The organism is Pseudoalteromonas sp. XMcav1-K (assembly GCF_044005875.1).
Taxonomy (GTDB): domain Bacteria; phylum Pseudomonadota; class Gammaproteobacteria; order Enterobacterales; family Alteromonadaceae; genus Pseudoalteromonas; species Pseudoalteromonas spongiae.
Genome location: NZ_JBIPJE010000050.1, coordinates 161,329 through 174,607, shown reverse-complemented (window position 1 = coordinate 174,607; position 13,279 = coordinate 161,329). Strand labels below are relative to the sequence as shown.

Here is a 13,279-nt window from a genome sequence, read left to right as displayed (position 1 = left end):
CTGCAGACTTAAATGACGCTTATCGATTAAATATCGCTATGTCAGTAAATCTCTTAACCAAAGCTCAGCTTAGTTTCTAGTTGTTTATAAATAGATTTTTATTTGAAAAGAGTGCTTGAGACGTTATCGAAAAATACATTGTTATTATCTCCATAGTTGCAGGGTAAATTCCCCAAACAAAGTAAAGAACGAATCGTATTTTCTGATATGGGCAAATTAAAAAAGTTCAAGAGGGAAGACTATTTTTATTTCGGTATCAATTTAGGTTATAGCGGGATTCATAAGTAGTAGATAGCGACGAGTTAGTTTGTGTCGAAAACTAAGTATTTCTTTTGTAGGTCAAGTAAAACGAGCCTGAGGCTAACTCATAAAAATTTTGACGCCATCAAATATTTTATTGTGTATTAACGTTTAGCTAATTATGTATTGGGGTAGCTTTCAATCTCACTTACTGCTTTAAAAAATGCGATATTTTGTTACTTGAATGCACAATGGGTATTGGTGTCAATGAATTAGTTAGTAAAACACAAGGTAAGCTGAGCGCTGCTCTTGTGCTTTTTAAGTGTTTTATTTATGGCAGACTACTGTCGATAAAGTGAGAATGTGGCTTAGCTACGAAGTGCTGCTTGTTATGAGTACGGTGTTCTTTTGTGTGGTATTTTTGGTTCCGAATAACAATGTGCTTTTGGCAAACCGGTTTGGTGATTTCATTGGCAAAATATCGTATTCATTGTACTTATTACATATGCCGATCATTACTAAAGTGAATCAACTTCAACTGTCTATCGAGATTAAATTGCTACTCTCATTGGTTTTAAGTGTGCTTGTTGCTTTTTTATCGTATCAATACTTTGAAAGACCGATTGCAAATTTAATAAGGCGAAATGTAAATTTTCGAGCTGCTAGTTAATAAAGCGAGCACGTTAATAGCTCGCTTGTTGCTACGCTAATTTACGTTAGTAATTAGGTGTTTTAGTCGAGCATACCTTGCAAGGTAGTGATGCAGCTTTCTATGTGTTTTGGGTTGAACCCTGAGACTTGTGTGCTGACAATAGCACCTTCTTTCATAATACAAATGGCATCAACTAATAATGGGTTAATGCCTTGCAACTTATTTTCAATTACGTTTTTTACTTCGGCTTTATGTTGTTGACATAGCGCATAAATATTACATTGGGTATCGCTAAATTCAGCTGATGTATTTATAAAAAAACAGCCCCTAAAATCCCCTAATTTGGGTTCATTGTGTGTAAACCAACTCGCTAACGCGTTAAAAAGCAGTTCAATAGTGTGCTGATCCGAATTTGCACCATCTAGCTTATCATTTAGCCATGCCATAAAGGTGTTATGGCGCGTTTCGAGTGCCGCCTCTAACAAAGCGTCTTTACTTGCAAAATGACTATATAAGGTGCGTTTTGCCACGCCAGATGTAGTTAGTATTTCATTGATCCCAATAGCGTGAATGCCTTGCTTATAAAAAAGCGTTAGGGCGGTATCAATAAGCAATTGACGTTTTTTACTCATATTTATCTTTGCATGGCTTTGTCTGAAAAGTATATTGACAAAAGTAGACCATTTTGTCTACTCTAAAAATGTAGACAAAACGGTCTACTTTTATTTGGAGTTGAAATGAATACATTATTTTTACCGATACTAGCAGGTATGGGGGCGTTTTTAGGCATCGCTTTACTCTCGTTTTTTGATGCGTCTGTTATGGACTTTGCCTTACTTATGGCGCCGTTTGGTGCAACCGCCGTATTAGTTTTCGGTGTGCCAGAAAGCCCATTAGCACAAGCGAAAAATGTGATTGGCGGCCATCTAATTACGGCTTCTATTGGTATTATATTTACCTTGTATATTGGCGTTTCACCGCTCACTCTGGCGCTGGCATCAGGTCTTGCGGTAACCGCAATGTTATTGACTAAAACAACACACCCGCCAGCGGGAGCAAATCCAATATTAATAATGTTGGCGGGAGAAGGTTGGAGCTTTATAGTGACTCCGGTGCTGATTGGCGCGGTGCTGTTAGTGTTAGTTGGAAAATTAATGTTGGTTGTAAAACGTAACGGGGTAAGTATGTTAAAGCGTGCTTAAATACCTGTCCGATGCGAAAGCAATTTTTATTCTGGGCGCATTGTGATGAGTTGCATCGGTAAATGTGACATACGACTAGATGCTACCTCTTTTTACTCTGTTTTTATGAAGTGATTATCTCAGGTAAATATTGCAGTGAGAAATTAATGTAATTCGGCTTCTAGCCAGTCCTGTGCTTCATTTACTGTTTTAAAAAAGGCGATGTTTTGCTGTTTTAATGATGGCGTACGCGTTAGCAAAATATGTTTTGTGACGTTGTCATCAATGATAAATGCTTTTGCAACGATAGCTTGCTGATTTAACCAGTGATTGTAGTTATCGAGGGTTTGGTATGCCTCTGGCGTGCCACCCTCAATTTCCAGATTATTGATTAGCATTGCAAATGGTTTGCCGGCAAAATCACTGATTATTGTTTTCACCTGATTGATGTAATCACTAATACCACGCTCACTAAAGCTGCCAATAAGTTTAGCGTAAATAATGCGCTCACTTAATAGGGACACAGTGAACTTTCCATAGCTGCTTGATGAATTAACTTTCATTTTCGGTGATAAGGGGTGAAAAATGTAATTGTAACCGAATTAGTGACAGATATCAGTTGGAATTTAATACGAATTTATTGGAGAGGAGCTGAGGCAAATAGATTACTTGCCTCCGGAATTTTTGCTTATAAAACCACTAGGTTTTCAGCTTGAGGTCCTTTTTGACCTGTCGTTACAGTGAACTCAACTTTCTGACCTTCAGTTAAGGTACGGAAGCCGTCACCAGTAATAGCACTAAAGTGTACAAATACGTCTGGGCCTGATGCTTGCTCGATAAAGCCAAAACCTTTTGATTCATTAAACCACTTTACAGTGCCGTTTACTTTTTCTGACATGATATAAATCCAGTATATAAATAGGGGTGTAACAATTGCTCACAATGAGCGTGAATAGCGTCAAAATAAAGCAAAGTGTTAATCACAACAGGACGACGTACATCATATTCGACGAAATGAAGAAATAATACTGTAACTCAACTTATTAGCTACTAACTCAAGTTAACTGGCATGCAAGTCAAAGTCAATGATAATTTAATGACAATGTTGGGAAAAATTTACTCAATTTTTGTTTGATAAGTGAACAGGTGTTGCGTGTTAATGCTTACTTTAAGACTAGCTTGTCTGATAGTTTAATTATTTGAAGTATAAGTAATTAGTTTAAATGTTTTGATAATGACAAGACGTTACATTAGTTACAGTAGTGTTGAGTGTGCAAAAGATACCGCAGTGGCATTTGTGAAGCGCTTAAATGCAGCGTTAACACGTTGCAGTTTATTACTTTAAACTGCAACGGATAATTCGCTTTGACGCTACTTCAATTAAAGGTGCATCCCCCGAATTGGATAGTTATTTTCAGGGTTTCGGATCCACGCTAAGCCATTTACTAATGCTTCCAACTCAGGACGGACAAATGGGTTGTTTGATATATCGACAACTTGAATATCGCCTTTTGCATTTACAACAAATAATCCTGGCTCAGCAAAAGGGTGATCGGTTTCTTGTTCAGAGCGAGGATCGGAAATATAAAGACCCAGAGTTTTCATTTGCTCTATTGTTAGGCCATAAGCAATTGGAAAGTTAACTGTAAGCTGCTCTAAATGAGAAGTTAATTGATCTTTACTGTCACCTGAAATGGCCACTATATCCACCCCAATTTCAGATAATCGCTCTTTAAAGGTGGCTAATTGATTGAGGTATTTAGTGCAAAGCGGGCAATGACGACCGCGATAAATCAAAACTAATTGCCAATCATGATTGGCGGTCGGTAAGCCAATCTTAATAGTCTCACCAGATAACTGCGTTGCATCAAATTTCGGAAATACCGAACCAGCGTGCAATTTTTGTGTGTATTCAAAAGGCATTATTTACTCCGTTAAAAGTGATCATTCAGGTGGGCTTTAAAACGTTCTAAATCGTTTTCTACATTTGCGTTTTTCATCACATCAAAACAGGCAAATGTTGGTAATGCGCTCATATCAAAAAATTTAAAATTCATGTGCATAGGAAAGAGTAGATCATCTACCGATTTACCGTTAAAAAACTCACTTGGATCATTAAAGGCTTCTTCCGGCGCATTAAATGTAACTGACATCATATATTTAGTGCCTGTCAGTGTGCCGCCGCGTCCATAATGTTTTTTAGGTTCATCCGCGGTTCTGCCGTCACCATTACACAGTGCGCCACCCATACCGGCTGTGTATACCTCATCCATGTATTTTTTGAATGACCAAGTCATGCCCATCCAATTAATTGGCGACTGAAAGATAACAACGTCTGCCCATTGATGGTTTTCAAGCTCTTGCTCAATATTGATTTCGTCTTGCATTGTTACTACGCGTGTTTCGTGACCTTTTTGCGTCAATAATGAAACGGCTTTATCTACTAAGGTTGCGTTTAACTTACCTTCTGAGAACGGATAATACTGGTGACCATTAATAATTAAAATATTGCTCATATGTTGCTTCCTAATGTTAGGTTTCATCAAAAATGCATATGAGGTATATTTTAGGAACCTAGCATGCTAATTCAATTAGTATACTTTTAGTAACCTAGTATTTAGAGGCAGTTTTTGATGGAAAGTTATGTAAAAACAGATGCTAAGGGCAGGAAAAAAGTTTTTAACGTGTGTGATGAACCCTGCGCTATTGAAAAAGGTATGCGTTTAATTGGTGGTAAATGGAAAGGCTCAATTATCTATCATTTAAAAGACGAGCCTGTGCGTTTAACGATTTAGTAAGAATGTTAGGTGGCGCAACTAAAAAAATGGTGGATCAACGCTTAAAAGAACTTGAACAAGAGGGCATGGTACTGCGTAAAGTCATTAATGAGCGACCAGTAGCTGTAACTTATGAATTAACTGAGTTTGGTCGCTCTGCACTTGATATTTTAGAGTCGCGGAGACAGTGGTCTGAGTCACATAATTTAGTCATTAAATAAGGCTAACCATCAAGTTCTAACGGGCTTTTAGTTAGGCTATTTCGGCATACTATTAACCGTTAATGCACAGGAAAAATGTAAACTTATCAACTAATGTTAAAGACATCTCATAAAAAGAGGCTAAGCAATCTAATTTCTTAGACGCTTTTTAGTTATGTAGCAAACATTAGGTTGAGAATGTTATGAAATTTGTTCATAAGGTTGCAATTGCATCTTCACTGTTACTGATTATCACCATTGCCTTTCTTGGCACCATTCAATTTTTCACTGTTAAATCAAAACTTCAAACAACCATTGAAGAAAGTATTCAAGACATTGTTCACGGTGTTAAAAATACAGTTTCGTCAGAGCTTGGTGGTAAAAAAGCAATTGCCAGTTATGCTACATCGCTTGCACAACTAGACCCTTCTCATCAGCACATTACTGATGTCATTCGTATTCCTGAAATTAAACAAGAGTTTTTACTGATTGGCGGCGGCTACGAATTGGATGGTTCAAACTTTAAAAGTGATCCTGATTGGGAGCCAGGAGCTGGTTGGGACCCAAGAATAAGACCTTGGTATGTAAAAGCAAAAAATGAAAGGCAACTGATTATTACTGAACCTTATGCGGATTCGGCTACAGGTGAAATACTCATTTCCGTTGCCACTCCACTGATTAAAGCGAACGAATTTATTGGCGCGATCTTTTTTGATTTGAGTCTGTCTGGTTTATCGGATTTGGTTAATCGCGTGCAATTATTTGATGCAGGTTACATTTTTATTGTGTCTGAAAGTGGCGTGGTAATCGCCCACCCTGATGCCAGTAAAAATGGCAAAAATATGAGTGAGTTTTTACCAAATTCTCGTATTCAGGTTAATAACATTGAACACCCAATCGTTGATGGTGAAGAGTTTAACCTAAGGTTTGCCAAAATTCCTGATCAAGATTGGTACATTGGCGTGCTACTCAACGAAAAAATTGCGTATAAAGCGGTTACCGATATGCGTAACCAAGTTGTCATTTTTAGTATTATTGCCTTAATTGTAAGCGTGTTAGTGCTGCAGTTTATAATGAAAAAATTATTGACGCCGCTTAATGCACTAAACAGTGCGATAGAGAATATCGCAACTGGCGAAGGGGACTTAACAAGACGGCTATCTACCGATACTGATCAAGAATTTGCTGAATTGGCCACTGGATTTAACCTGTTTAAAGAAAACCTTAGAGAACAGATTAAGCTGTTAAAGTCGACTGGTGACGATGTTCTAAGCAGCATGAGAGTATCACAACAAGGCGTACACGATTCGAATGCTGCGGTATCGAAGCAGTTGCAAGAAATTGATTTGCTTGCCACTGCGATGAATCAAATGACGGTAACCGCTTCCGAGGTTGCCAATAATGCACAAAGTGCCGCTGAAGCAACGAAAGAAGCTGATAACGCCACCCAAACAGGCGTACAAATCGTAGAACAAACAACCTCATTGATTGATACATTATCGACGCGCATTGAGCATGCGGTTGGTAATGTCGAAATTTTAGAAAATGCGACCCATAACATTGAAACCATTTTGCAGGTGATCAACGAGATTGCTGAACAAACTAACTTGCTGGCGCTTAATGCCGCAATTGAAGCTGCAAGGGCGGGTGAACAGGGGCGTGGTTTTGCCGTTGTGGCAGATGAAGTTCGCACACTCGCCTCTCGTACCCAAGATTCCACAACTGAAATTCGCGCCATGATTGATCAATTGCAATCGGGCGTAAAAACGGTTGTAGAAGCGATGAAAGTAAGCCAAGGCGCTGCACAAGAAACCGTTGAACAAGCAAAAAGCACACAGCAAGCACTCGATAGAATTTGCGCTGCAATTAATTTAATTAATGACATGAATACGCAAATAGCATCAGCGGCCGAAGAGCAAAGTTCGGTGTCGGAAGAAATTAATGAAAACACCGTTAGGATCCGAGATATTTCCGTCAATGTTTCTAATTATGCACACCAAACTAGCGAATCAATTGAATTGCAGGCCAATAGTATTCAAGAGCAAAAGCAAATATTAGACCGCTTTAAGGTGTAATGGACAATCGCCTGTTTAATCAATGGACAGTAGTTTAGTCAGTTAGCCATAGTGAGGATACACCGATGAAACGCTTTAACTTACTGCTTTGTGCACCGTTACTTTTTGCTCATTTTGCACATGCCGATACCAGCCAAGAAAATGAAATTGAGCTTATAAAACAGCAGTTACTTGAGTTGCAAAAACGGTTGGCAGAGTTAGAAGCAAAAGCCAAGCAACAAGGCGCTACGAATAAAAACAATATGTCAGAAAGTCCAGAGGTTTTACAGCCGAAGAAGCGCGAAGATGGCAGTATTAAGCTGTATGCAACGTTACGGCCAACTTACGGTTATATTGAAGATCAAAATGATGAGTTTATGGATATTCAGGATGCCTTATCTCATGCTGGATTTAAATCTACTTATCAATTTAAACCCGGTTGGCAGGCAATTGCTCACGGTGAGTGGAGTATTGACCTTGGTAACAATGGTGATTTTGGCAAGGCCAGACAAGTATATGTAGCGCTAGATTCGCCAATCGGCCAGTTTGGTCTTGGTAAACAAAGACCGGTGCAATACACCTTAATTGCTGAATATGTGGATATTTTTAACCATCGCAGTAGCCCCTTTGCTTACGATGTTGAAAGCCCATTTTTTGTTAATAACCTTGTTACTTATGAAAACCAAATCAGTGATTTTAAGTTTATGATAGGTGGACAGTTTGACGGTGATAGTGGCGATGATTTTGCCGACTTTATTAATACCGGTTTAGGTTATAGCCGAAATGGATTGCATTTAGCGTTAACTTACTCAAGACAGAATGATTATAACCAGCAACAACTTAAAATTGGTAAAACTGAAGTGGTAGCGGGCATGGCAGCGCTTGATATTAGCGACAATCTTTATGCAGCCATTGCGTATCAAGATGTTGACTATCAGCGTGTTAACTCAAGAAGCGGCGCTACGCTCGATGTTTCACTTGCCTATCGTTTTCATCCTTTGTATCGCGCTAAATTGGGCTTCTTTGACTTTGACGATGGAAATTCGAAACTTGAAACTAAAAGCCATCAAGGAGCCAACTTAACATTTGAGTGGCTGCCAAGCGATAACCTACGTTTTCATTTAGAGTATTTAACGAAAGACTTTGATGCTTTGAACGATACTCAGTCAATTTCGGTAGGCTTTCGCTATGATTACTCTCAGCAGTGGGCGTATTAAAACTATATGATAATTAAGTACTATTTGCGTTTGCGCTCATTTATTGCATTGAGTTTACTGCTTTTTTGCAGTGCCCATTTATTTGCGGCAGATAGTCAAGAAGTACGCATTTTAGTTGACGATGATTACCCACCTTACAGCTATATTGAAAATGGCATAGTGCAAGGCATTTACATTGATTTTATACACCAAGTAAGCCGTGAACTTGCACCTAATTACCATATTACGTTTGTGCCACTGCCATGGAAGCGAGCATTAATGCTTGTTGAACAAGGTAAAGAACTGGCCATTTTACCTCCTTATAAACATCCTGAAACACGTCCCTTTATTTCCCATTATTCGGAAAAAATTGGATTAGAAGAAGTCGTAGTGTTGTGCCATAAAAATGTGCGATTAGTTGATTATTTTTTTCAAAATAAAAACTCAAAGCCGCTTAGTTTAGGCATTAATGCTGGCTACATATTGCTCAATGATAAATATTCTAAAGCGGTTAAACAGGGCAAAATATTGTTAGAAAGTAATAAGAGCACTGAGCATAATGTTGAAAAATTACTGAAACGGCGAATTGATTGTTATATAAATGATAAAACATCAACCTTGTTGGTGTTAAAAGATGCGTTAGCGCAAAATGATATGCCGAATAATGCCGATTTTATTGTTATGGAAACCATTTCTTCCCAATCTGCACATATTGGCTTTTCAAAAGAATATGTGAAGCATTTTACTGATTTTGAGTCGTTTTTGGCTGAGCTAAATAACGCCATTAAACAGATATCTAATCAGCAGCGAACGACTGACTCAGTTGATCAGTAAACTTAATCTATAAAGTGGTACATAAGGATATGACGTTTCTACTCTACATTTCTGCTTGCTTACTGTTAATTTTATCGTTTGCACATTCTAACCTCGGTGAGCGTTACATTCTGATAAGGTTATTTAAGCGAGATAATTTACCGAAGCTTTTTGGTAACGATGATTTTACCAAACGCACATTGCGTTTTGCTTGGCATTTAACCTCGGTAACTTGGGTTGGTTTTGCCGCTATTTTGTTGGCACTTGCAGAGCCAAACCTTAATAAGGTTACGGTGCTTTATATTATTGCAGTGACGTTTGCTATTCATTTTATCGTGGCATTAGTGGGCTCTAAAGCAAGGCACATATCGTGGATGTTATTTGCGGTAGTTAGTATTTTGAGTGCGGTTGCGGCAAATAGTTAGCGTTGTGTTGTTTTTTGATTAGCAATAAAAATAGCGCTGTACGCGCTATTTTCAATTACCGTAAAGTGGCTTTGCGTTAAACGTTACAGGCTTTCTGGTTTTCCCGTTTTTTTGCTGTGATTAAAGCTTTTTTAATCACCAGCTCTAACAGCGTCTTATCGCTGCCTGGGCCAATGGTAAGTAATTTTGTTCCGGTGTCAGGTTTTCCGCGATAAGGTCTCACATATACTTCTCCGTCTGGGCAACGCTCAAAATACACGTAATGAGGCTCATCGGCGATAGTGGTGCAGCCTTTTATGCGTAAAATGGTGCTGGGCAAAGCATCGCAAATGTCTTTTACGCTTAGGTAATCGGGTAAATGCGGTAAATCGGCCGAACTAGATGCCCAATGCGCTTTATGATGGTCGAGTTTAGTTGCACTATTTTCAGACGGTGCGACTTCAGGCAACTGGGTGATGTTTAACTCATCTGCTCTGATTATTTTAGCGCTTGGGTTGAGCGCTTGTAACTGAGTCTTTACAGCTTCAATTCGTGCGCTGTCAATACCACTTTCATGGGTTAATACCAAGATTGACGAAACCTGTATTTGATTAGCCTCAAGCTCATTATGCTCCCCTCGCAGTTGCCAATTTTTCACGTCAACAACTGATATTTGAACGGGCGGGAGAAATCGTTCGTCTATGCCAACGCCTAAAAAACCCATTAACGAGCATGCATCGGTTGTGCCGTTCGCTTCGATAAAGGTGATGCCATTTTTGCGTTCAGGTATGCGATTAACGCTGTCGCGCAGCTCTGAAATACCGCTGCAGCAAATGCAGCTGCCACTTAAGGCTTTTAACCACTGTTTGTCTAGTTTATCGCTAAGCTGAGCGATATCTAACTCGGCAGTTTCATAGTCGTTAAGCACAATAAACGGCTGCCAAAATTGCGCAAGTGCATTATCGACTAGCTTTTTAAGTAGGGTTGTTTTGCCGGCTCCTAAAAAACCAACAATAACTATAATTGCTTCCATAAAATTCTCTTGATGAAATGTGAAATGGTATTAATACCTTGTCATAATGGTTAACGCTAAACGCCAATTTTTAACTGAGCTAGGCGCGTTAAATCTGCCACTTTGGCAGGGCAGCTAATCGATAAAATCGAGTGTGATTACTAGGCGTTTTTCATTATTTGCAACGTGAGGTGAACGATGAACAAGTGCCGCATCTTGATTGTTTTGCCAGCCTGAACCTTTTAGCAATGCCACATCACCAGATTGCATTTGTTGTATGGCATTTTCATGCAAATACACGCCAGACTCATCATCGCTTAGGCCAACACTGGCTAAACCTAGCTTAGTGTAATCAACATCTTCAAAAGCGAGCCATTCAGTTGCAGGCCCGCCCAAGGTTGAAACCAATCGACACGGGATTTTGTCAACGTGGAATTTGGGACACATTGCTTTATCAAGTAAGGTTAGGCGCAGCCCAGCACGCTGTAATTCAAACAAGGTACAAAACATATCGAGCAATATTTGAATATGCTGACAAAGTGCTGGTTTATCGGCAAGGGCGTGATTTTCCATTAATTGCGTCATAACGTTGTCTGGTGTTGCCGCCAGCACCATATTTAAGTGTTCGCTACTTTGGCGCAAATCATTTGTTTGCTGTGTTGCGAGCTCGCTCAATTCGTTTTGCCAAATTGTTATGTTTACATCTTCTTGATAAATATCCGCAAGGATATTTGGTTGGTCAGAAATGGCAGCGTGGCGGTAAAGCGCGGTGTTGTTTTCTAAAATGGCATGATTACTCATAAGTTACCCCTGTTAAATCGGTTTATTTGCTAAAAATTAGCGGTTAAAAATTAGCGGCATTGCGCTGGTGGTGTCGTCAATAATGTCGCCATGGTTGTAAACGCATTGACCATTTACAAAGGTATAGCGAATGCTGTGTGAAAACTGGTGCCCAGCGAATGGCGACCATGCACAGTGATAATGGGAGTTGTCGTGTGTTACCGCTTCGCTCGCGCAACAACTCACCACGGTTAAGTCGGCAAAGTAGCCTTCACGGATAAAACCGCGTTCATTTATTTTGAAGCGTTTAGCTGGGTTATGAGCTGTTTTTTCAACAACTTGCTCAATAGTTAATGCGCCGCGTTTTACTTGGTCAAATAAACTCAGCAGAGCATGTTGCACTAGTGGTAATCCTGCGGGTGCTTCACTATAGGGTGCTTGTTTTTCTTGCCATGTATGCGGTGCATGATCGGTGGCAATAATGTCTATTCGGCCATCGTTTAACGCGTTTAATAAGGCGAGGCGATCATGCTCTGATTTAATCGCTGGATTACACTTAATTAAATTGCCAAGGCGAGTGTAATCATCTTGGTTAAACCATAAATGATGAACACAGGCTTCTGCGGTAATGTGTTTGTTATCAATAGGGCCAGCTTCAAATAGCGCCAGCTCTTTAGCTGTTGTGATATGCAGCACATGCAAGTCGCTACTATATTTTTTCGCCAAATTCACAGCGTAAGAAGACGAGGCATAACAGGCTTCAACATCGCGAATAATCGGATGATCGTGAATCGTTAGCGGTCTATTTGCCAATCCTTTTAAATTGTTGGCAATTATATCGCCCTTTTCACAATGTGTGGCGATAAGTGTTGGGCATTCTTTAAAAATTGCTTCAAGCGCAGCGGGGTGCTCTACTAATAAATCACCTGTTGATGCACCCATAAACACTTTTACACCACATACGGTTTTTGGGTCACACGCCTTAATTTGATCTAGGTTGTCAGGAGTCGCACCTAAGTAAAATGCGTAATTTGCCAGTGAATTGGCTGCGGCAATATCGCGTTTATGCCTTAAAGCCGCATGATTTGTGGTTGCAGGATTTACATTGGGCATTTCCATATAACTTGTAATACCGCCAGCGACCGCAGCGCGCGATTCGCTAGCGATATTTGCTTTCCACTCAAGACCTGGTTCGCGAAAATGAACTTGATCATCAATCATCCCCGGAAGTAACCAATCACCTTGTAAATCGATGACTTGTTCGTTTGGCTGTGCATTAAGGTGTTTTTCGATGCGCTCTATGCGGCCTTTTTTTATTCGTAAATCGGCTTCAAATATGCTGCTTTCATTAACAATTTTGGCATTTTTTAAAAGGGTTAAATTCATTTATATTCCGCAAAGTGTCAGTGTTAAAGGGTCAAGACGAACATGCTTGGCAAATGCCTTGAAATTCGTATTGAGGTGATTTGAGTTGAAATCCGTGTTTTGCAATATGCTCACTTAATTCATTTGTGATGGTGTGGGGAATATGGATTTCGGTGACTTTTTGACACACATTACAAATTAAAAATTGGCTGTGAGGATGATGTGATTGGCACTCTAAATGGGCACAGGCAATGAATTTGTTTACAAGGTCGAGCTTATGAACAAGATTAACCGAAACGAGTAAATCGAGCGTGCGGTAAATTGACACTACAGGAATTGACAGTGAGAAATCGTTCTCACAAAAATGTGCTAATTCGTAAGGTGAAAGCGCCCGATTAGCCAGCACTAAGGTATGGAAAATTTCCATGCGTTTTTGTGTTGCTTTTACACCTGCGAGTTTGAACCGCTTTTTCAGTTCGGTTTCCTTTTCAATTGATAACATTTTCGCCCCTGTTACGAATTTGTGAAATGTTATAATATAACAAAATAAACCAAAGGCAACATACACAGCGATTTAATGAAAATGTCGTCTTTATGGGGTAGGC

14 protein-coding genes and 1 pseudogene are annotated in these 13,279 nt (G+C 39.5%); 6 read left to right on the top strand and 9 right to left on the bottom strand.

Annotation, left to right across the window (positions count from 1 at the left end; translation table 11 throughout):
- Positions 1-972: 972 nt before the first annotated feature.
- Entirely contained in the window at positions 973-1,524 is a 552-nt protein-coding gene (locus tag ACHSBP_RS17640; protein WP_395389847.1) for a TetR/AcrR family transcriptional regulator, read from the bottom strand.
- A 105-nt stretch (positions 1,525-1,629) separates the two neighbouring features.
- Between ACHSBP_RS17640 and ACHSBP_RS17635 the strand changes: the two genes are divergently transcribed.
- Complete coding sequence (locus ACHSBP_RS17635) at positions 1,630-2,094, top strand: HPP family protein (protein ID WP_395389846.1); 465 nt, start codon at positions 1,630-1,632, stop codon at positions 2,092-2,094.
- Positions 2,095-2,237: 143 nt separating this feature from the next.
- On the opposite strand, the gene ACHSBP_RS17630 is transcribed toward ACHSBP_RS17635, so the two are convergent.
- The 4 genes from ACHSBP_RS17630 to ACHSBP_RS17615 all read right to left on the bottom strand — a co-directional run bounded on the left by ACHSBP_RS17630 (position 2,238) and on the right by ACHSBP_RS17615 (position 4,589).
- Positions 2,238-2,597: a hypothetical protein gene (locus ACHSBP_RS17630; RefSeq protein WP_010558355.1), complete on the bottom strand. Its 360-nt coding sequence runs from the start codon at positions 2,595-2,597 to the stop codon at positions 2,238-2,240.
- Positions 2,598-2,761: 164 nt separating this feature from the next.
- Entirely contained in the window at positions 2,762-2,971 is a 210-nt protein-coding gene (locus tag ACHSBP_RS17625; protein WP_010558354.1) for a cold-shock protein, read from the bottom strand.
- Positions 2,972-3,453: 482 nt separating this feature from the next.
- Positions 3,454-3,996 carry a redoxin domain-containing protein gene (locus tag ACHSBP_RS17620; RefSeq protein ID WP_395389843.1) on the bottom strand — a complete coding sequence of 181 codons (543 nt, stop codon included), beginning with the start codon at positions 3,994-3,996 and terminating at the stop codon, positions 3,454-3,456.
- Positions 3,997-4,007: 11 nt separating this feature from the next.
- On the bottom strand, positions 4,008-4,589 hold the full coding sequence (locus ACHSBP_RS17615) for an NAD(P)H-dependent oxidoreductase (RefSeq protein ID WP_395389841.1): 582 nt from the start codon (positions 4,587-4,589) through the stop codon (positions 4,008-4,010).
- A gap of 117 nt (positions 4,590-4,706) precedes the next feature.
- Between ACHSBP_RS17615 and ACHSBP_RS17610 the strand changes: the two are divergent.
- From ACHSBP_RS17610 to ACHSBP_RS17590, 5 genes and pseudogenes are all read left to right on the top strand, one after another.
- A pseudogene (locus ACHSBP_RS17610) lies at positions 4,707-5,071 on the top strand (winged helix-turn-helix transcriptional regulator).
- A 182-nt stretch (positions 5,072-5,253) separates the two neighbouring features.
- The gene (locus ACHSBP_RS17605; protein ID WP_395389839.1) at positions 5,254-7,125 is read left to right on the top strand and encodes a methyl-accepting chemotaxis protein; all 1,872 of its coding nucleotides are present in this window, start codon (positions 5,254-5,256) and stop codon (positions 7,123-7,125) included.
- Positions 7,126-7,190: 65 nt separating this feature from the next.
- Positions 7,191-8,321: a porin gene (locus ACHSBP_RS17600; protein WP_395389837.1), complete on the top strand. Its 1,131-nt coding sequence runs from the start codon at positions 7,191-7,193 to the stop codon at positions 8,319-8,321.
- Between the two features lie 6 nt (positions 8,322-8,327).
- Positions 8,328-9,134 (top strand): substrate-binding periplasmic protein, encoded by an 807-nt coding sequence (locus ACHSBP_RS17595; RefSeq protein ID WP_395389834.1) that lies wholly within the window; start codon positions 8,328-8,330, stop codon positions 9,132-9,134.
- Positions 9,135-9,163: 29 nt separating this feature from the next.
- Positions 9,164-9,538, top strand: coding sequence for a hypothetical protein (locus tag ACHSBP_RS17590; protein ID WP_395389832.1), 375 nt, complete (start codon positions 9,164-9,166; stop codon positions 9,536-9,538).
- Between the two features lie 76 nt (positions 9,539-9,614).
- Here the strand turns inward: ACHSBP_RS17590 and ACHSBP_RS17585 are convergent, their stop codons facing one another.
- From ACHSBP_RS17585 to ACHSBP_RS17570, 4 genes are all read right to left on the bottom strand, one after another.
- A complete protein-coding gene (locus tag ACHSBP_RS17585) occupies positions 9,615-10,550 on the bottom strand; it encodes a GTP-binding protein (RefSeq protein ID WP_395389831.1) in 936 nt (311 codons plus the stop codon).
- Between the two features lie 114 nt (positions 10,551-10,664).
- Positions 10,665-11,330 (bottom strand): DUF1826 domain-containing protein, encoded by a 666-nt coding sequence (locus ACHSBP_RS17580; RefSeq protein ID WP_395389829.1) that lies wholly within the window; start codon positions 11,328-11,330, stop codon positions 10,665-10,667.
- Between the two features lie 36 nt (positions 11,331-11,366).
- A complete protein-coding gene (locus tag ACHSBP_RS17575) occupies positions 11,367-12,695 on the bottom strand; it encodes a dihydroorotase (RefSeq protein ID WP_395389828.1) in 1,329 nt (442 codons plus the stop codon).
- A 31-nt stretch (positions 12,696-12,726) separates the two neighbouring features.
- Complete coding sequence (locus ACHSBP_RS17570; protein WP_395389826.1) at positions 12,727-13,176, bottom strand: Fur family transcriptional regulator; 450 nt, start codon at positions 13,174-13,176, stop codon at positions 12,727-12,729.
- Positions 13,177-13,279: the final 103 nt, after the last annotated feature.

Coding starts and splice junctions, on each gene's coding strand:
- ACHSBP_RS17580 (WP_395389829.1), bottom strand. CDS start 11,330: ATGAGTAATCATGCCATTTTAGAAAACAACACCGCGCTTTACCGCCAC.
- ACHSBP_RS17605 (WP_395389839.1), top strand. CDS start 5,254: ATGAAATTTGTTCATAAGGTTGCAATTGCATCTTCACTGTTACTGATT.
- ACHSBP_RS17570 (WP_395389826.1), bottom strand. CDS start 13,176: ATGTTATCAATTGAAAAGGAAACCGAACTGAAAAAGCGGTTCAAACTC.
- ACHSBP_RS17640 (WP_395389847.1), bottom strand. CDS start 1,524: ATGAGTAAAAAACGTCAATTGCTTATTGATACCGCCCTAACGCTTTTT.
- ACHSBP_RS17575 (WP_395389828.1), bottom strand. CDS start 12,695: ATGAATTTAACCCTTTTAAAAAATGCCAAAATTGTTAATGAAAGCAGC.
- ACHSBP_RS17590 (WP_395389832.1), top strand. CDS start 9,164: ATGACGTTTCTACTCTACATTTCTGCTTGCTTACTGTTAATTTTATCG.
- ACHSBP_RS17600 (WP_395389837.1), top strand. CDS start 7,191: ATGAAACGCTTTAACTTACTGCTTTGTGCACCGTTACTTTTTGCTCAT.
- ACHSBP_RS17620 (WP_395389843.1), bottom strand. CDS start 3,996: ATGCCTTTTGAATACACACAAAAATTGCACGCTGGTTCGGTATTTCCG.
- ACHSBP_RS17635 (WP_395389846.1), top strand. CDS start 1,630: ATGAATACATTATTTTTACCGATACTAGCAGGTATGGGGGCGTTTTTA.
- ACHSBP_RS17615 (WP_395389841.1), bottom strand. CDS start 4,589: ATGAGCAATATTTTAATTATTAATGGTCACCAGTATTATCCGTTCTCA.
- ACHSBP_RS17625 (WP_010558354.1), bottom strand. CDS start 2,971: ATGTCAGAAAAAGTAAACGGCACTGTAAAGTGGTTTAATGAATCAAAA.
- ACHSBP_RS17595 (WP_395389834.1), top strand. CDS start 8,328: ATGATAATTAAGTACTATTTGCGTTTGCGCTCATTTATTGCATTGAGT.
- ACHSBP_RS17585 (WP_395389831.1), bottom strand. CDS start 10,550: ATGGAAGCAATTATAGTTATTGTTGGTTTTTTAGGAGCCGGCAAAACA.